The sequence below is a fragment of the Dialister pneumosintes genome (genome assembly GCF_001717505.1).
In the GTDB taxonomy this organism is placed as follows: Bacteria; Bacillota; Negativicutes; order Veillonellales; family Dialisteraceae; genus Allisonella; species Allisonella pneumosinta.
Map to the genome: position 1 here is coordinate 1,230,804 of NZ_CP017037.1, position 17,204 is coordinate 1,248,007.

Annotated in this window: 20 protein-coding genes and 1 pseudogene; 17 read left to right on the top strand and 4 right to left on the bottom strand. The window is 37.3% G+C overall.

The features are described 5' to 3' along the window. Positions 1 to 11: 11 nt before the first annotated feature. The 4 genes from BCB69_RS06045 (at position 12) to BCB69_RS06060 (ending at position 4,397) form a co-directional block, all read left to right on the top strand. Positions 12 to 875: a DUF4446 family protein gene (locus BCB69_RS06045; protein WP_022514029.1), complete on the top strand. Its 864-nt coding sequence runs from the start codon at positions 12 to 14 to the stop codon at positions 873 to 875. Beyond that, entirely contained in the window at positions 856 to 1,776 is a 921-nt protein-coding gene (locus BCB69_RS06050; protein ID WP_022514028.1) for a M23 family metallopeptidase, read from the top strand. The genes BCB69_RS06045 and BCB69_RS06050 overlap by 20 nt, the downstream gene beginning before the upstream one ends. An 87-nt stretch (positions 1,777 to 1,863) precedes the next feature. Beyond that, positions 1,864 to 3,204 carry an SEL1-like repeat protein gene (locus BCB69_RS06055; RefSeq protein WP_069177316.1) on the top strand — a complete coding sequence of 447 codons (1,341 nt, stop codon included), beginning with the start codon at positions 1,864 to 1,866 and terminating at the stop codon, positions 3,202 to 3,204. A 20-nt stretch (positions 3,205 to 3,224) separates the two neighbouring features. Further along, complete coding sequence (locus BCB69_RS06060; RefSeq protein WP_022514026.1) at positions 3,225 to 4,397, top strand: tetratricopeptide repeat protein; 1,173 nt, start codon at positions 3,225 to 3,227, stop codon at positions 4,395 to 4,397. A 258-nt stretch (positions 4,398 to 4,655) separates the two neighbouring features. Here BCB69_RS06060 and BCB69_RS06065 read toward each other — a convergent pair whose 3' ends face one another. From BCB69_RS06065 to BCB69_RS06570, 4 genes and pseudogenes are all read right to left on the bottom strand, one after another. After that, positions 4,656 to 5,768, bottom strand: coding sequence for a tyrosine-type recombinase/integrase (locus BCB69_RS06065; protein WP_069177317.1), 1,113 nt, complete (start codon positions 5,766 to 5,768; stop codon positions 4,656 to 4,658). 386 nt (positions 5,769 to 6,154) lie between these two features. Next, entirely contained in the window at positions 6,155 to 6,661 is a 507-nt protein-coding gene (locus tag BCB69_RS06070; RefSeq protein WP_069177318.1) for a DUF4352 domain-containing protein, read from the bottom strand. Between the two features lie 32 nt (positions 6,662 to 6,693). Further along, positions 6,694 to 6,954, bottom strand: coding sequence for a hypothetical protein (locus BCB69_RS06075; RefSeq protein ID WP_069177319.1), 261 nt, complete (start codon positions 6,952 to 6,954; stop codon positions 6,694 to 6,696). Next, positions 6,951 to 7,259, bottom strand: a pseudogene (locus BCB69_RS06570) (helix-turn-helix domain-containing protein); the annotation flags it as partial. The gene BCB69_RS06075 and the pseudogene BCB69_RS06570, both read right to left, overlap by 4 nt. A 95-nt stretch (positions 7,260 to 7,354) precedes the next feature. Here BCB69_RS06570 and BCB69_RS06340 point away from each other — a divergent pair. From BCB69_RS06340 to BCB69_RS06135, 13 genes are all read left to right on the top strand, one after another. Beyond that, positions 7,355 to 7,720, top strand: a complete 366-nt coding sequence (locus BCB69_RS06340; RefSeq protein ID WP_159049979.1) for a coiled-coil domain-containing protein — start codon at positions 7,355 to 7,357, stop codon at positions 7,718 to 7,720. 319 nt (positions 7,721 to 8,039) lie between these two features. Then, positions 8,040 to 8,324 carry a hypothetical protein gene (locus BCB69_RS06085; protein ID WP_022513714.1) on the top strand — a complete coding sequence of 95 codons (285 nt, stop codon included), beginning with the start codon at positions 8,040 to 8,042 and terminating at the stop codon, positions 8,322 to 8,324. Between the two features lie 512 nt (positions 8,325 to 8,836). After that, positions 8,837 to 9,058 carry a type II toxin-antitoxin system RelB family antitoxin gene (gene relB / locus BCB69_RS06090; protein ID WP_022513712.1) on the top strand — a complete coding sequence of 74 codons (222 nt, stop codon included), beginning with the start codon at positions 8,837 to 8,839 and terminating at the stop codon, positions 9,056 to 9,058. Beyond that, positions 9,058 to 9,324, top strand: coding sequence for a type II toxin-antitoxin system RelE family toxin (locus tag BCB69_RS06095; protein ID WP_022513711.1), 267 nt, complete (start codon positions 9,058 to 9,060; stop codon positions 9,322 to 9,324). Before relB ends, BCB69_RS06095 begins: the two co-directional genes overlap by 1 nt. 248 nt (positions 9,325 to 9,572) lie before the next feature. Beyond that, positions 9,573 to 10,754 carry a tetratricopeptide repeat protein gene (locus tag BCB69_RS06100; protein WP_069177321.1) on the top strand — a complete coding sequence of 394 codons (1,182 nt, stop codon included), beginning with the start codon at positions 9,573 to 9,575 and terminating at the stop codon, positions 10,752 to 10,754. Positions 10,755 to 11,160: 406 nt separating this feature from the next. After that, complete coding sequence (locus BCB69_RS06550) at positions 11,161 to 11,295, top strand: hypothetical protein (RefSeq protein ID WP_257784613.1); 135 nt, start codon at positions 11,161 to 11,163, stop codon at positions 11,293 to 11,295. 18 nt (positions 11,296 to 11,313) lie between these two features. Beyond that, positions 11,314 to 11,937 carry a MotA/TolQ/ExbB proton channel family protein gene (locus BCB69_RS06105; protein ID WP_069177322.1) on the top strand — a complete coding sequence of 208 codons (624 nt, stop codon included), beginning with the start codon at positions 11,314 to 11,316 and terminating at the stop codon, positions 11,935 to 11,937. Further along, positions 11,934 to 12,308, top strand: a complete 375-nt coding sequence (locus BCB69_RS06110) for an ExbD/TolR family protein (protein ID WP_236887185.1) — start codon at positions 11,934 to 11,936, stop codon at positions 12,306 to 12,308. The genes BCB69_RS06105 and BCB69_RS06110 overlap by 4 nt, the downstream gene beginning before the upstream one ends. A 2-nt stretch (positions 12,309 to 12,310) precedes the next feature. Continuing rightward, the gene (locus tag BCB69_RS06115; protein WP_069177323.1) at positions 12,311 to 12,985 is read left to right on the top strand and encodes an energy transducer TonB family protein; all 675 of its coding nucleotides are present in this window, start codon (positions 12,311 to 12,313) and stop codon (positions 12,983 to 12,985) included. Between the two features lie 37 nt (positions 12,986 to 13,022). Continuing rightward, entirely contained in the window at positions 13,023 to 14,453 is a 1,431-nt protein-coding gene (hutW, locus tag BCB69_RS06120) for a heme anaerobic degradation radical SAM methyltransferase ChuW/HutW (RefSeq protein ID WP_069177324.1), read from the top strand. Positions 14,454 to 14,457: 4 nt separating this feature from the next. Beyond that, positions 14,458 to 15,423, top strand: coding sequence for an ABC transporter substrate-binding protein (locus tag BCB69_RS06125; RefSeq protein WP_083990042.1), 966 nt, complete (start codon positions 14,458 to 14,460; stop codon positions 15,421 to 15,423). Then, complete coding sequence (locus BCB69_RS06130) at positions 15,423 to 16,415, top strand: FecCD family ABC transporter permease (protein ID WP_216821572.1); 993 nt, start codon at positions 15,423 to 15,425, stop codon at positions 16,413 to 16,415. The genes BCB69_RS06125 and BCB69_RS06130 overlap by 1 nt, the downstream gene beginning before the upstream one ends. After that, complete coding sequence (locus tag BCB69_RS06135; RefSeq protein ID WP_069177326.1) at positions 16,412 to 17,200, top strand: ABC transporter ATP-binding protein; 789 nt, start codon at positions 16,412 to 16,414, stop codon at positions 17,198 to 17,200. The genes BCB69_RS06130 and BCB69_RS06135 overlap by 4 nt, the downstream gene beginning before the upstream one ends. Positions 17,201 to 17,204: the final 4 nt, after the last annotated feature.

A 17,204-nucleotide genomic window follows, 5' to 3' on the forward strand; every position in this document is an offset into this window, starting at 1 on the left:
AGGTATATCATATGTTTGAAGTGAATTATAATTTATTATTGATGAGTGGTGCCACTATATTTGGTATATTATTAGTCATATTGCTGGTTCAATTTTTTCTTTTACGTGCCAAGGTTAACCGTTTAAGTAAAAAATATCATTACTTTATGGGGGGGCATGACGGTGTTTCCGTTGAAAGACAGTTATCGGCAGAAGTTAAGCAATTGCGTAATTTAGTCAGTACTTCGGAGGGGATGTTACATCAACAGGAACTCTTAGCAAATATGCAATTGGAATCTTTTCAACGCATGGGATTGGTGAATTATGATGCTTTTGATATGACTGGAGATAAATTAAGCTTTTCTTTAACTCTTTTGAACGGTCGTAATGACGGGTTCGTGTTTTCCTGTTTGACCGGTAGCGGTGCATCACGTATTTATGCAAAGAAAATCGTGGCAGGTGATTATAAAGGGGTATTGTCCTCTGAAGAAGCGGAAAGTATCAATATGGCACTTAATACACAAATGCCTAATGTAGTAGTAGAAGCACAAGAACAAGTAGCACGTTTATTACAGGCACGCAAAGAAATGGAAGAGTCTGTAACCGTTAAGTCTCCTAAAAAGCGTAGAATTGTAAAAAAAATAAAAGAAGAGCCTAAGAAAAATTCTTCACAAGGAATGCATCGTGAAAGTAAGATTTCATCTTCCGGTTATTCGAAAAAAGAAATACGAACAAGAAACGAAGCGCTAGTATCCAGTCGTGTCGGACAAACGATTAATGAACCTCTTGGCAATGCGACAGAAGCAGATTTATCTATCTTTTCTAGCCGTAATAGTGGAAGATCCACTCGTCGTGGACAATTTAAGGTAAATCATCATGAGGAAAGAAATAAATAACGAAACAGGAGAATGGAAGATTTCCTTTTCAAAAAAAGAATTAAAAAAAATAAAATATATAGGTATAGGAATAGGTGTCTTTTTATTTTTATTGCTTAGTGCGGCAGTGTATTCTATTTATATGATGACATCCCTTCGTGCAGAAAATCAGCTGTATCGTAATCAGATGAAACTGGCACAAGAACGCATGGAATCATTAATAAAGAAGTCGGAAACCGTAGAAAAACTGTCTTCAGAAGTACAAAGTTTAGTACATGGCAATACCAATCAATCGGAAAACGGTATCCCTGTTTCCAATAAGGGGCAGGGGGGTGCTACTACAGTGCCTGATAAAGCAGAAAATATAAGTAGTACAACCATCACTCCCGTATCAAATCCCGGTCAATTGTTAATGGAGATGGTAGAGCTTGATACCAAATTGGATAAACAAATAAAAGCAATTGTTCGGCTTCGCTCGGTAATTATATCCCAATTTACGGGTGACACTACTATTTTTTCTTCGGGGTCATCCCTTCCTTCTATTTGGCCGGTTCAAGGCGAAATATCCAGCGGATTCGGGTTTAGACAAAGTCCTGGAGGCATAGGAACTATCTATCATGAAGGCTTGGATATTGCTGCTAGTTACGGAGATCAGGTAAAAGCAACAGCCAATGGCAAAGTAACGCAGGCAGGTTGGGCAAGCGGATATGGCTATCTCGTAGAAATTGACCATGGCAATGGGATTAAAACACGTTATGGGCATAATTCTGCACTGTTTGTTTCCGTAGGAGATAAGGTTGTACAAGGACAAACTATCAGTTTGATTGGTAGTACAGGGAACAGTACGGGACCGCATTGTCATTATGAAGTACGAATTAATGGAGATGCAGTAAATCCGACTCTATTTTTACCTAATCGATAAGGATGCATGCGTATTCAGGAAGAACCGTTTCTTCCTGAATTTATTTTGTATAAGTAATATATCTATAACACAATGTGTGGAGTGCGTATGAATAAGAAAATAAAAATAGCCGAGAAATTATTTCTTGCTTGTGATTTCGATGAAGCTTTTTTGCGTTGCAAAGAATTAGCCGAAGAGGGAAATGCGCGAGCTATGTATTTGCTAGGGATATTGTATGGATTTGGGTATGGACATGTAGAAAGAAATCGAGATGCATGTTTACATTGGCTTGAGCGGAGTACCGCAGAGGGCGAGTATCTGGCTTGGGTGGCAATGGCATCCATTATTCCACCGGAAACAACCGGTGTTTCTACCGTTTTTAATGGATTGGCAGAAATGTTAATTCCTCTTGCACAAGCCGGAGATATATTTGCTCAATATGAAGTAGGAATGCTATATATCAATGGATGGGGGATTGAACCGGATATTGAAAAAGGGGCGGAGTGGATAAAGAAGTCAGCAGATACCGGTTATTTTATAGCTATGGATGACTTAGCTACTTTATATAAAGAACGTGCTTTAGGAAGTGGACGAGAAAAGGATGCTTGGAGATATTATCTCAAGGCGGCAGGATTAGGTTACCGAGATGCAGAATATCATTTAGGTGAATGTTATTATGAAGGCTGCGGTATAGAAAGGGATTTAGAGAAGGCGGTTATCTGCTATAAAAAAGCACTATCTAACGGTTCTATGCAAGCGGCAGATGCATTAGGTACCATGTGTATTCTAGGTGAAGGGAACGTAGGAGATAAGCATAAAGCTTTTTCTTACTTTAAGAAAGCATTACAAGGTGGATACATACGTTCCTTAGGAAAATTAGGCGATTGTTATTACTATGGTCGTGGCATAGCACAAGATTTCGTCAAAGCACGTACTTGTTATGAAGAGGCTTGGGAGCATGGTGATTACTTTGTAGCTGTACGCATCGGTACCATTTATTTAGTAGGATTGGGTGTTGCTAAAGACGAAAAGACCGCTTTGGCTTGGTTTACTAAGTCGGCAGAAGCCGGAGATCCGGATGGTGTATATTTTCTTGCAGAATGTTATTGGTTCGGCATAGGCACTTTAGAAAATAAGGAAAAAGCGATTACTATGTATGTCAATTCAGCAGAAGTAGGTCAAGTATCCGCTATGACACGACTTGGAGAAATGGCACAAGCTTCTAAGCGATATGAAGAAGCTATTCATTGGTTTGAGTCGGCAGCATCTTTAGGATATCCACCGGCAGAAAATCTTTTGGCAATTTGCTATTATAAGGGAAATGGTGTTCCTAAAAATGAAAAAATCGCACGTGAATGGTTGGATAGAGCGGAAGTACAAGGCGATAAAGAAGCTACACGTTTAAAGCAACAATTATGGGGGATTACCTCAAAAAGTAATATACAATAAAAATTTTCAGGGGGAGTAGTATGAGTCAAACATTGTCTGAAAAAAGATTTATTCAACACGAATTTAAAAATGCAATGGCAGGTCTGCGTCGTATGGCAAAAAATGAAAATACACGAGGAATGTATTGCTTAGGCGAACTATTAATACAGGATTCTTTATTCACAGAAAAGAAAGAAGACCGTATCGAAGGAGTTCGTCTGTTGGCAGAAGGACTTCTGATAGGAGATCCTCTTTGTTTTGTTGCTTATATGCGATATGATATCGGACTTCGAGGGGTAGACCTTACTTCTGCTAAACGTGCTAAAGTGATTGCTAAAGCACAAGAAATGATGCGTGATGAACAAGTAGAATCTTCTCTACGTATTATGGCAGAAGAACACGATATTCTTGCTATGATGGAACTTGGTATGGCATATGCTTTCGGTATTATGGTAAAAGCTGATAGAAAGCAAGCCGTTTTATGGTTGGAACGGGCTGCTGATGCAGGGTACTGGGGAGCGATGCTTCAGGTGGCAGGTATTCTTATGCGTGAACAAAAAGACGATGTAAGAAAAAAAGCGTTTTCTTACGTAGAAAAAGCAGCAGCTATGGGTGATGGACTCGCTGAAGTACGCTTGGGTGATTGTTGGCATTATGGGTTGGGCTGTGAACGTTCTTTTGAAAATGCAAGACGTTATTATGATATTGCTTGTCGCCGAGGCAGTTTATTAGCCGTATTCAGTATGGCGAGACTATATGATGATCGTGTATTTCCGCAGCGAAGTGAAATGCAAGCAGCTATTTGGACAGAAAAAGCAGCACAGATGGGAAATGTAGATGCTATGTGTGCTATGGGCGATCGCAATTTTTACGGTATCGGTGTTATGAAGGATTTAAAGAAAGCGGAATATTGGTATAAACAGGCTGTAAAAACTAAGAATGGGCGAGGGTACTTTGCTATAGGACGTTTTAAGATTTATATATCTAAGATGAGCGAAGGTATTAAATACATGGAAAAAGCGGCTATTGCAGGATGGCCGGAAGGATACTATGTATTAGGACTCATGAAAATGCAAGGCATCGGTATGAAACAAGATAGAAGAAGAGGTCGAGTATTATTAGAACAGGCAGCTGCTGCCGGTGTATCTGCCGCTAGAGAGGTCATTAGAAATAAAGGAAAAGTAAACTTTTTACAAGCATTACAAAGCATATAAACCCAAAACAGTCATCTGTTGTAGATGGCTGTTTTTATATGGTTGCTAAAAAATTATGTAAATTATTAAAATTGCAATGTAAAGATGTGCAAATCATAGTAAAGTATACTTAATTATTGTTAATTAAAAAATCAAATAAAGATATATAAAGGATGTATCAGAAAGGAGTTGTCTTTTTTATGTTATAATAATAAGAATCAAAGATTAAACACCTAGACTTTATCGATAAAATCTAGGTGTTTTTCTATTAAGACATGTTTAAGTTTGTATAGAATTATTTTGCGTGGCTACCACGTGGCTACCACGAGGAGCCATTTGCATATCAATCCCATATGGAAGAGAATCAACTGCAGCTATTAGTTGTGGGATAGTTTTATGTGTGTAAATGTCTTTTGTTACGTTATCAGTACTGGAATGCCCTACAATTTGTTTTTGTATCTTTTCCGATATCCCGTAATTATCGCATAACGTTATGAAAGTGTGTCTAGCATCATGTGGTATATAAGCTCGATTAAAATATTTTTCGAAACTTTCCCTGGCATAAAACATTCCTTTTAACTTGTAAATACCTCTTGAGAGGTTAGGCACAATTAAAAATTTGGATTTTTTAAATAATGCTATGTTATAAAAATATTTCACAAAAGGAAGAATGCATTTGGCGATAGGTATAATTCTGTTTTTCCCTGCAGAAGTCTTTGAACCACCTATCATAATCCGTTTAGTGAGATCTACATTTTTTACCTCCATTTTAGATAATTCATTTGACCGCATGCCTGTATAAGTATAAATAAGTATAATTTTAACGATATCTTGATGGGTGTCTCTCCAAAGCTGCTGCATTACTTCTGTAGTAAAAGGTTTATGAAGTGTTGACTTTTTTAATTGCTGAACTTTAACAAATTTTGAATAATTTTTTATAGCTAAATCGTTAGCTAAGGCATAGTCATAAATCATGTGATAAGTCGTTAGCATTGCACGCTGAACGGCAGCGGAATCGGTAGAGTCGATAAGAGCTTGCAGGTGAATAGTTTTTGTTTCTTGCGGGGTAAGAGACTGAATTTTAGAAGAATGATTTTTCCATGCGTTTAGCGTGGCAAGACTGATAGGTTTATTCAGCCTTTCTCGTTCAGCAAGTACACGTTCCCATATTTGTTTCCAGGTTATCTTTTTAATGACTCTGTCAGTAGGTGAGGCGTTGTATAAATCAAGCGCAGATTGCGCTTCTTTATGAGTTCTAAAACTTCCGATGATTTTTTTCTTACGAATACCCTTATCATTCATCCCTAGATTGATGACTGCTACCCACGGTTTACGTCTACGAGTGTTATCGCTGCGTTTATATATAGATCCAGTTCCGTTTGCTCTGCGCATAAAAAATCGACCTCCTTAAAAAATAGGTCGATTGTGATATAATAAAACTATAAATCGACCTCGTGGTTGGGGTTTTGATTTTCCCGTTACTCTGTTGGCGCAGGGTAGCGGGTTTTTTTATTGTGCTATAATATGAGTAGTGAATCGTCTACAGCGTGTAATGGCGTTGGACACTGAGCCGCTACTTAAATAGTAGTGGCTCTTTTATTTTGTGGTAATATCTATCTCCAACATTTTGCTAAAAATAGTGGTGCTAGTTATTGATTATTTTTTTAAAGTATTTGTCCTGAAGAGTTGTCAGATACAAAACTACGAGATAGTTGTAAAATAAAATCGTTAGAATTGGCAATATCTTTAGGGACATCGAAATATATTTTGCCTGTTTTTTAAATTCCGGGATTAATTAAGTCTAAGAAGATGTTTTCATTGATATTTATTGTTAGGGTAACAGGGGAATAAGTTGCATCTCCCAGTTTTAACCTAAAAGCACTATTATCTAATCTCATTGCTTCTTTAGCTATATTCTTGTATTGAATAGTTAAAACAACAAAAGAACCATCAGCTTTTGTAAATAAATATCCACTTGAATCTGATACTCTATCGGTCACTTGTTTATCCAATACTGCAATTTCAAAATTTTTAGCATTGTACAATTCTCCCATAGTATAAATCTTCTTAGCTTGTTGCGTTGTATCTGCTTTTGCACTTGTAGTTTGCGGCGCACTTTCTTTAGGCGCGATTACCCCTGCAGCGAAAAAGAGTAATAACGCCATTCCGAATACTTTTAATCTAGTAGGCTTCTTTAAAAACGGAGCCGCTTTAGTTGGTTTTATTAAACCAAAAATAAGCCATACAATTGATGCAATCGCTAAAATTCCAGATAATACTTCCATATTAATTCTCCTTACTCTAAATAAAATAATATTTAAACACAATAAAACTGAAATTTAGATAAATTTACATTTTGTTTATTATGAGAATGTGCTAACTTCTCAATTAAGTTAGCATTATAATGTGTATAAAAATCATCTCTTTCTATATGTAATAATTCGTGTAATATAGCAATTCTTTGCAATTCAATAGAAATAGTATTATTAATGATGATAGTGTAACTACCATCTTGATTATCATGCGTTAATGCTTTAATTTTATGCGGTAATAATTGATAGGTTAATACAATACTCATTTATTTTCTTTTGCCTTTAAACCATTAATTAAATTTAAAACAATATCTATATCTTCTTTTGATAAGTCTCTTGATGCATCAAATAATATACGTCCTTCCGGATTGGTTCGTAGTTGTTCTGCTATTTCAGCAACTTCTTTGTCATGATAATAACCATTGTTAATAGAGGTTTTATCTTCTATTAAATCTGATTTTTCTATATTAAAGTAATTAGCCAGTATTTCAATTTTATCTATACGTGGATATGATTTTGCTCTAACCCACTCTGAAAAAGTTGTTTCTTTAAAATTTAAAATTTTACAAACATCTTTTTGAGTAACTTATTTGTTTATCATTTTTACCGCACTCTGCATCTGCGGCGGAGTTTATCTCTTCCACGTATCCAGCACAATCCATCAGCATGACGGTGCATCAGTACAACATGTTGAAGAGTATAACAACAGAGCTACAGATGCAGTGCAGCATGCTACAGATAAGATTGCAACAGCTCAAGCAAAACTCAGCCGAACAAACGGAAAGCTTGAACGTGCTGTCGGACGAGCTCAAGACCTGCAAAGAGGAGCTGCATCAAACACAGGAATTATTGACGAGTGCCAATCAAGACTTAACCGCTGCCAAGAACTACTTAGCGACGCAGAAAGCATTTATAAAGACGTTGAGAGAGGAGATAGATTCGCTGGAGAAAACGAATAGAAGACTAAAAAAACAGCGCCGGATATATGCTGTTTTAGCAGCAGGACTTGGTGTTGTTGCATTTGTTAAATAAAAGAACTATACTAGATTTATCAGTCCATTTGACTGCGAATTGTCAAGTCAAGTGCAACGTCTTTGAATAATAGACCTCGTAGGGAGTTCTGTATCCTAGGCATTTGCGTGGACGTCGATTTAATTTATCAAACATCTCCTGAATGTATGCATCCGGTATGTCGGTGATGTCTTGTCCGAAGCGCGCGAGGAGCTTCCCGACGGCATCGACGCAGGAAGTCATGGAGGAGGCGAAGTGCGCCGTTCTCGTTGTCAAATAGTCAAGGCAGAGCAGGCTATGCACCTTGGCGAAGGGATTCCGGTAGAAGGAGGGTTATATCATGTTGAAGAACATTAAGAAAGAGGCTCGGAAAAGCAAGATGAAAATCATTGGTGCGATTGCCTCCTGCCTGTCCATTTGTATGTATGTCTCTTATATTCCGCAAATCATTGGAAATCTGTCCGGTCATCAGGGAGACTGGATTCAGCCGTCTGTCGCGTTCATCAACTGCACGATGTGGGTTGGATATGGGTTTTTCAAAGAGCAGCGCGACTGGCCAATCGTTTTGGCCAATCTCCCGGGCATCATCTTTGGTCTGACGGCTGCGATTACTGCCCGTCTCTAAATGCGCAAACCCAGCAACCAATACAGATGATGTGAATTTCCATAAATAACTTGCTTAAGAGCAACAATATTAATTACACTGTCCTTAAATCAAGAGATATGATAGAGTTTAAGCGAGAAAATCCAGGAAAGATTGACCCCTTTGGTGAATTTAAGAGAGAAATACCAATGGTAGTAGATGTTGATAATAAACAACTGGTTGAGTATATACAAGAGGTTAGAAACTATATCGTAGCTATGAATGTGACACTTGACACACTAGGCTAATATCAAACGGAACAAGATTTTAATGAAAGAGAAAATACACTATCCCATGTGGTAGGGAATCTCTTTGGTAAGGTACATTCATTTAAGAGGACAACTAAAAAGTTAATACCGGCTCCTGCAGGTTTGCTTCTCTAGTCACCAAAAGACCTACTGTTTAAACACGGTAGGTCTTTTGGCGTTTTATATGCTTTAACCTTGACATTTATATATATTTGTATTACACTTGTAATACGAGGAGGTTAGACTATGAACATATCCATTAGAGTAAATGACAAAGAAGAAAGATTATTCAAAGCGTATGCTAAAAGTAATCACATGACTTTATCTGAAATGTTAAGAAAATATACATTAGAACGCATTGAAGACGAGATTGATATGAAAGCTTGTGAAGATTATCTATTACGTGAAGAATTGGGTGAAACCGAGTTTACTCCTGCAAGTGAAGTTTTTGAAAAGTTGGGGGTATAATGTATTCTGTTGTTTTTGAAAAGCAAGCAATAAAGCAACTCTCTAAAATATCTAAAATCGGTCAATTACAAATAAAAAAGCTGATAACGAAAATAGAAAATGCTGAAAATCCTAGATATATAGGGAAAGCTCTAACACATAATTTAAAAGGTTTTTGGAGATATAGAGCAGGAGATTATAGAGTTATTTGCGAAATAAAAGATGATAAGTGTATCGTCGTAGTAATTAATATAGGAAACCGTAGAGAGATATATGATAGAGTATAAAAAAAGACCTACTGTTTAAACACGGTAGGTCTTTTTTATTTGCAAAAATATAGAATTTACATAATAAGATACGATTAAAAAATGTTTGCGTGGCTACCAATTTAAAAATTGTTTGATGTTAAATTTCTAGTGTTTATCGAATGTTAGACGAGATTTGTATTATACATATTAATATTTTATAATAATAACAATTCATACAGGATAGGAACGCGTGATTTACTATCCTAAAAATGGCAGGAGGCTTATACATGATGAGTAAAGAATTAGCACAGGCGGAATTGTTGTTTAAACAGTTTAAACATAAAGAAGCTTATCCGATTTTCCAACAACTGGCAGATGCAGGGGATGCAAGAGCTATGTATTTCATGGGCATTTATTCCAGATTGTATTTAGGGGTAGGACATTACAATCCGAAGAAGTCCATGGAGTGGTTTCAGAAAGGTATGGAAAAGGGAGATGTGTTATGTGCTATTTCTCTTGGATACTTGCAAGAAGAGAAAAAACGTGATGATTTCATGAAAGAATGGCTTCCTAAAGCGGAAGAGTTAGCGGCGGCAGGCGATGTGTTTGCTATGGATGATATTGCAGATTGCTACTTTTACGGATTAGGAACTTCCGTTGATGAAAAACGTGGTTTAGAGAGTATTGATAAGGCGGCAGATGCCGGATATTGGTTAGCTGCTTATGATCAAGCTACACAGTATGATGATAATGGACATAGAGATACCGACTATGCAAAAGCTTGTGCTGCTTATAAAGAAGTTTCTAAATTAGGGTATTCTGAAGCGGATTATCGTTTAGGTTTTCATTACTTCCAAGGTATTGGTGTAGAACGTGATGTGAAAGAGGCGGTTCGTCTTTGGGAAAAAGCTTGGAATTTAGGAAATGCTGCAGCTGCTAATGCATTAGGTTTTGTATATTCTTTTGATGAAAAATTAAAAGATGATAAGAAAGCTTTTGAATGTTTTGATAAAGCAGCTAAAGCAGGGCTTCCTTTGGCTGCAGGGAATGTGGGAAACTGCTATTTCTATGGACGTGGTGTAAAGAAGAGTTTATCAGAAGCTAAAAAATGGTATGAAGTAGGTGCTAAAGCAGGCTTACATTCTTCTATGTTGCAATTGGGTGTTATTTTAAAAACAGAAGGTAAGAATAAAGAAGCCTTTGAAGTATTTTGTACAGCCGCTATTCAAGGATATCCGGCAGCTATGGGATGGGTGGCTGCTTGTTATGAACATGGAATTGGTGTAGAAAAGAGTCAGGAAAAAGTACTTTTCTGGCTTAAGCGTGCCGCTGCATTAGGCGACCAAAATGCTATTGCTAATTTACAAAGATTATATCCACAAAATACATTAGTAAAGACGAATGAAGAACTTTCGGATGAATTACCGGAAGAATTTATGGATATGGCAAATAATTCTACTGTTAATTAGTAGAAGTATAAAAGCTTTGGAAAAAGTATAATTTTCCAAAGCTTTTTATTATGAAAAAAGGTAACAGACATTATTTTGTGGGGGAATTATATAAAGTTAATCACAGAGTTATCAACATGTTGTGGATAACTCTGTGATTTATATAGTTTATCTACTATAAATAGATAAAAAATGACATAATTTTAGAAGGTGCATGTTATTGGCAGCAAAATAAAAAAAGTAAAACAGCTAATTATTTAACTCCAAAAGATAACTTGCGAACAATTCTCAATTGTGATATTATAATTTGCGAACAATTCGCAATTGTTATTAAAAAGTGTTTTATAATGACACAAACAATCACTGAGAAAATAAATTTTTATTTTCTCAGTGATTGTATTCGGGAATTGTTTCATGGGAGGTATTTGTGAATATGATAATAGATGTACTGTCTTTATTTATAAAATCATATATTTTACACTTATTAGCAGCATTGGTTGCGGTAGCTATATTTCTTATATATACGTCGTTGGTTGTAACGGATTTGAAAGGGTGGGAGTAAGTGTTTAATTCTCTATCGATGTTAGTGCATTGGTTCGTCAGCGGTGGACTGGTTATGTATCCTCTTTTATTGTTGTCACTGATTTCTGTGGCTATTGCTGTAGAGAGATTTCATTATTTTAATATACGATGCAAAGGTTTTAGAAAAATGCTTATCGGTGTTGAACATGCCGTGCGTTGTAATCACTGGGAAGCGATAACAGAATGTTGTGAATGTTCCTCTTGTTTTGGTCGAGTTATTGAGGAAGGTCTTAACTCCGGACGAACCGAATTGGAAATACGTAATATTTTAAATGAGCGTATGTCTATTGAGATGGCAGGTTTTAAAAAGTATTTAGATTATTTAAGTGCTATTGTTACTATTGCACCTTTATTAGGACTTCTGGGGACAGTCACCGGCATGATTAGTACTTTTGGTGTATTAGGTGCCGGTGGAGGAGTTTCTTCTGTGACCGGCGGTGTGGGAGAAGCTTTGATTGCAACAGCTACCGGATTATGTGTGGCTTTAACTGCCTTTGTTTTTTATACATATTTTTCACATCGTATCGATTCGATTGTAAATGCTATGGAAAAGGTATGTATACTTATTGTTTATGAAAGAAAAAAGTGGTGGAGTGAATCATGTTCTCAACCTGCAGAATGAAACAAAAGCCTATGTTTATGATTATTCCGATGATTGACATTATTTTCTTTTTGCTTGTTTTCTTTATGATGAGCGGTGCCGGTGGAGAGCTGAAGAGTTTACCGGTTCAGTTGCCGACAGCTCGTCATGCATCGGATGCATATGTACCGCCTGTACATATAGTTTTGCAAAAGGAGGGATCTCTTTTTATAGAAGAGAAGCAAGTATCTATGGAAGAGGCGGCACAATATATGCAGCATATTACAAAAGAAAATGGTAATGTAAGTGCTTTATTGGAAGCAGATAAAGAGAGTTCACATGGGCAAGTTATTGAGGTAATGGATATGTTAAAAGGTGCAGGTGTTAAGCGATTAGCTGTTGCTGCACAGTAGAGGTGATAAAAATTTATTCATGGAAAAAAGCTTTTTTCACTTCCTTACTTATTCATCTAGGAACGGTTCTTTTAATTTTTATCGGTATTACTTTACAACATGGTGATCAGGAAATCTATGTGATTGATTTAAGCGAATCTATAACTACAAATAAGGAGGGGGCTACGGAATCTTTGGGTGTCGGTATTGGAAATGGAGATGGAACTACTAACAGTCAAGGGAGACATAGCGGAAACGCTTCGCAAGGTATTAAAACATATGTAGGAGAAGGGATGGCAGTTAAAGGCAGTCCGCAATCACATGGACATAGTTTATCCGGTGAAGAAGGAATGGAAGAACATAGTTTTGGAGATGATTCGGGAGGTTCTTCTTCCGGTGGTGATGCAGGGGGAGGTAAACCGGGAATTCCTTTTGATAGGGAAGGGTTTAGAGTTGCTATTACGGCACATAAAAAATATCCGTTGTCTGCCATAAAAAGAGGTATCACCGGTACGGTATATATAGAAACGACTTTGGATGCAAATGGAAATTGTTTAGGTGTTTCCGTTATAGAATCATCCGGTTCAGAAGTACTGGATAATGCAGGCGTAAAAGCGGCGGAGGAGACTTGTCCATATCCTAATGCTTCCGGACATACCGTATCCATAACTACACCGGTTATTTTTAGACTTGAATAGTAAGGGAATTAATTGAGTTGGCAGGGAGCGAGTAGTAGTGACTATAAAGAAATTATATGAATCTATGTCGGAAGCAGAGCGAGAAATACAGTTTGGAAGAGAAACAGGAAATCCTTTAACATCTGCATTTTCGAGTAAGCGTGTCGTTCATGCAAAGCTTGCAACTACACCTATAGCACCGGAAACGGTACAACATACATGGGAAGAGATTATGGAATCTGCTCCTCGCAAAGGACAATGGCAAGCCGCTTATGTGCATATTCCGTTTTGTAAAACTAAGTGTACTTATTGTCAGTTTTTTAAAAATGGAACAAATCAGGAGGAAGAAGATACTTACGTAGATCATCTTATAAAAGAAATAGAAAGGGATGCGGCAAAGCCCCGTTTAAGAGACGGACTGATTCATGCCGTATTCATTGGTGGTGGTACGCCAACTTCTCTTTCTTCTTACAATGCGAAACGACTTTTATCCACTTTACATAACGCATTACCGCTTGCTAATGACTGTGAATTTACCTTAGAGGGGCGTGTACATGATGTAACATCGGATAAAATGGATGTATGGCTTTCGTATGGTGTGAATCGTATTTCTTTAGGCGTACAATCTTTTCAAACGCATATACGACAACAGGTGGGGCGTATAGATACGAGAGAAGTGGTATTGGAACGACTTCGTAAATTAAAAGAAACCGGACAATGTGCAGTTATTATTGATTTAATGTATGGATTTCCTGATCAAACTATGAAGATATGGGAAAACGATTTAAAAGATTTGGTGGATAGCGGTATTGACGGTGCCGATTTGTACCAATTAGATGTTTTTGAAGAGAGTGATTTGCAACGCATGATTACGTTAGGGAAAGTATCTCGTGCTGCTACTACACAAGAACAGGCATGTATGTTTGATTTCGGAAGCGACTATTTAGAAAAACGCGGATATAAAAAGGTGAATGTTCGTCACTGGAGGAGGACGAATCGAGAGCGAAGCTTATACAATGTAATGGGAAAGATGGGAGTACCTATATTTCCTTTTGGAAGTAGTGCCGGTGGGCATATAGACAGCTATTCCTTTATGTTAAGACGTACCCTTCAACCTTATGAAACCTTTGTATCACGTGGAGAAAAGCCGATTATGTTTTGTGCAAAACGTTCTCCTTTGCAATGGATTGCCGATGCGGTAACAACAGAAATAGAACAAGGATATATTTTGTTAGAAACATTGGTAGAAAAAGATTCCCGGTTGGCAGATTTAGAATGGTTATTCCAATTATGGGAAAAACGGGGACTCCTTTTTTTTAACGGGGTGGCTTATGAATTAACTCGGGCAGGTGCATTTTGGCAAGTGAATTTATTACAAACAATTATTGAATGTATCAGCTATTTATTAGCAGGGAAAAAAGAATTACGAGTAGATTCTGTGTCACAACAAGATAAAGTATCACATCCTTCTATGCATAAAGGGAGGTAATTTTGTGAATATAAGAAAACCTATTATTTATATCGGTATGATACTTCTTTTATTTGTGGTCTTAGATATGGGATTTCATTGGAAGTCTTCTTCTGGAGATGTGATGATGGAAACTATAAAAGTACAGGACAGTACAGGAGAATTTGTTACTATTCCTAAACATCCGAAGCGAGTTGTTTTTCTAAATACTGCTAATTTAGAAATGTACTGTGCAGTGGGGGGACGAGAAGCGGTGGTTGGTATACCGACTACGTCTATTATGAGTGAGGAATTAAGGCAACAAGTACAGGGGGTGGAAGAAGTAGGTATTGTACATGAACCTAATATTGAAAAAATTATTTCACTCCAACCGGATTTAGTTATAGGGATTAATGTACCTATGCATAATCGTGTAAAAGAAGTATTAAAAGAAAATCATATTCCTTTTTATATTAATGGATTACAAAGTATAGAAGACACGGATAGAACGGTAGAACTTTATGGACGATTGACAGGGGATGAAAACGAGGCGGATGCGTTAAGGAAGAAAATAAAAGAGGAATGCGATAAAGCGTTGCATCATAGCAGAAATAAAACAGCTCCTCGTGCGTTAATTTTATTTGCATCGCCAAACAGTCAAAATATGGCAACCGGTGAAAGTTTTGCCGGTGATATTATGAAACGTCTTGGTGGAATAAATATTGCAGATGTAGATTCTACGATTCACGGACCTTATGTACCTATCAGTATGGAATATATTATCAGAAAAAATCCGGAAGCTATTTTTATTGTTAATAAAGGCCCGTACAAAGGACATTTTGATAAGGTCGTATCGGATATGGAAAAAGATGAGTTATGGGGACAAGTGGCAGCGGTAAAGAATAAGCAAGTTTATAATTTACCGGATACGTTATTTTCTTCAAATCCCGGCAGTCAAGTGGGAGAAGCAATGGAATTTATGGCAAATCTTCTATATGGGGAGGAGTCATGATGCATGTAGAGTTATCAAGGCAAACTATACGAAAACTCACTTTTTTTGGAGGACTATTAGGATTATTGGGCAGTTTGTTTTTATCTCTTTTGGTAGGAACGGTATCTCCCGTGGAATTATGGCAATTTTTAACGTCTTCTCCGTTAGCCAATACAGGGGAATTTATTTATCGATTGCGTGTTCCTCGTGCGTTGAATGCTGCTTTAACAGGTATGAATTTAGCTTTATCCGGTTGCATTTTGCAGGGGCTGGTTAGAAACCCTTTAGCAGATCCGGGGATTATCGGTATTTCCGCCGGTGCAGGAATGGCAGCTATGTTGTTGATGTTTCTGGCACCGAATTTAGTGTTTTGGGTACCTATAGTTGCATTTATAGGTGCTATGGGGGCAGCGGTACTCGTATTTGCACTAGCTTGGAATCGAGGAGTTCAACCTTTATTTTTGGTTTTATCAGGTGTTGCCGTTTCTGTATTTTTTGGTGGAGGGATGACTGCTTTATCCGTATTTTTTTCCGATCAAGTACAAGGAACCATTGGCTGGATGGCAGGCGGATTTAATGGGTGTGGTTGGAGCCATGTACGTATGATTCTCCCTTACAGTTTGTTAGGTGTTGTAGGTGCTATGGGTTTAGCAGGAAGACTTAATGCATTACAATTGGGAGATGAAGTAGCTTGTATGTTGGGCGTTCCTGTCAAGCAAACACGTACATTACTTGTGATGGTGGCAGCTTTATTAGCTGCATCCGCGGTAAGCGTGGCAGGTCTTTTGGGGTTTGTCGGCTTAATTGTTCCGCATGTGACTCGTTTGTTGGTAGGTTCGGATTTTAAAGTACTCATACCTTGCTCTGCTGTTTTAGGTGCTGGATTTGTTGTCATTACGGATATGGCAGCTCGTACTTTATTTAATCCGGTCGAAGTTCCGGTTGGCATTTTTATGAGTTTTATCGGAGCACCCTTCTTTTTATATTTGCTAAAAAGGAAGATGAAACAATGAGTATATTGGAAACGAAACAAATCAGTATCGGCTATGGAACAAAAAAAGTGTTAGAACACATCTCTCTTCGATTTGATATACCTGAAATTGTATCGATTATCGGACCTAACGGTTCCGGTAAATCTACCTTGGTTAAAGCATTAGCAGGGATACTTCCGGTTCTTGAAGGAGAAGTACTTTTTCAAAATAAAGAAATTCACTCTATAAGTGAACGGATAAAGTCGCAGCAGATTTCTTATTTACCGCAAATAGTAGAAGCACCTCCTGATATGTTAGTTAAAGAGTTAGTTATGTATGGGCGGATGCCTTACCAATCTCTCTTTTCGGAAGCGGATGATAAGGATAGAGAATTGGTTGCATGGGCATTGCAAGAAACGGCGTTGCAGCAATTAAAAAATCGCAGAATAGGTTCTTTATCCGGAGGAGAAAAACAACGTGCTTGGATTGCAATGGCTTTGGCAAAACAGCCAAAAGTACTTATTTTAGATGAACCGACAACTTATTTGGATATAAAACATCAAATGAGTTTAATGGAATTGGTTACTTCTCTTTATCAAAAAATGAATATTTTGATACTTATGGTCATGCACGATTTGAATTATGCAGCGAGATATGGTCATCGTTTAATAGCACTTAAAAATGGTCAAATTATGGCAGACAGTACTTGTGAAGAGGTCTTTTGTCCGGAAGTATTAGAACCTTTATATGGGATTCAGGTTAAAATCCTTAAAGAAAATATTGGGCAGAAAGATCATTTATTATGTGTTCCTTGTAATATAAAATAGGGAT

Excerpts from the sequence above, each read along its gene's own strand:
- BCB69_RS06045 (WP_022514029.1), top strand. The coding sequence starts at position 12 with ATGTTTGAAGTGAATTATAATTTATTATTGATGAGTGGTGCCACTATA.
- BCB69_RS06050 (WP_022514028.1), top strand. The coding sequence starts at position 856 with ATGAGGAAAGAAATAAATAACGAAACAGGAGAATGGAAGATTTCCTTT.
- BCB69_RS06055 (WP_069177316.1), top strand. The coding sequence starts at position 1,864 with ATGAATAAGAAAATAAAAATAGCCGAGAAATTATTTCTTGCTTGTGAT.
- BCB69_RS06060 (WP_022514026.1), top strand. The coding sequence starts at position 3,225 with ATGAGTCAAACATTGTCTGAAAAAAGATTTATTCAACACGAATTTAAA.
- BCB69_RS06065 (WP_069177317.1), bottom strand. The coding sequence starts at position 5,768 with ATGCGCAGAGCAAACGGAACTGGATCTATATATAAACGCAGCGATAAC.
- BCB69_RS06070 (WP_069177318.1), bottom strand. The coding sequence starts at position 6,661 with ATGGAAGTATTATCTGGAATTTTAGCGATTGCATCAATTGTATGGCTT.
- BCB69_RS06075 (WP_069177319.1), bottom strand. The coding sequence starts at position 6,954 with ATGAGTATTGTATTAACCTATCAATTATTACCGCATAAAATTAAAGCA.
- BCB69_RS06340 (WP_159049979.1), top strand. The coding sequence starts at position 7,355 with ATGACGGTGCATCAGTACAACATGTTGAAGAGTATAACAACAGAGCTA.
- BCB69_RS06085 (WP_022513714.1), top strand. The coding sequence starts at position 8,040 with ATGTTGAAGAACATTAAGAAAGAGGCTCGGAAAAGCAAGATGAAAATC.
- relB (WP_022513712.1), top strand. The coding sequence starts at position 8,837 with ATGAACATATCCATTAGAGTAAATGACAAAGAAGAAAGATTATTCAAA.
- BCB69_RS06095 (WP_022513711.1), top strand. The coding sequence starts at position 9,058 with ATGTATTCTGTTGTTTTTGAAAAGCAAGCAATAAAGCAACTCTCTAAA.
- BCB69_RS06100 (WP_069177321.1), top strand. The coding sequence starts at position 9,573 with ATGATGAGTAAAGAATTAGCACAGGCGGAATTGTTGTTTAAACAGTTT.
- BCB69_RS06105 (WP_069177322.1), top strand. The coding sequence starts at position 11,314 with ATGTTAGTGCATTGGTTCGTCAGCGGTGGACTGGTTATGTATCCTCTT.
- BCB69_RS06110 (WP_236887185.1), top strand. The coding sequence starts at position 11,934 with ATGAAACAAAAGCCTATGTTTATGATTATTCCGATGATTGACATTATT.
- BCB69_RS06130 (WP_216821572.1), top strand. The coding sequence starts at position 15,423 with ATGCATGTAGAGTTATCAAGGCAAACTATACGAAAACTCACTTTTTTT.
- BCB69_RS06135 (WP_069177326.1), top strand. The coding sequence starts at position 16,412 with ATGAGTATATTGGAAACGAAACAAATCAGTATCGGCTATGGAACAAAA.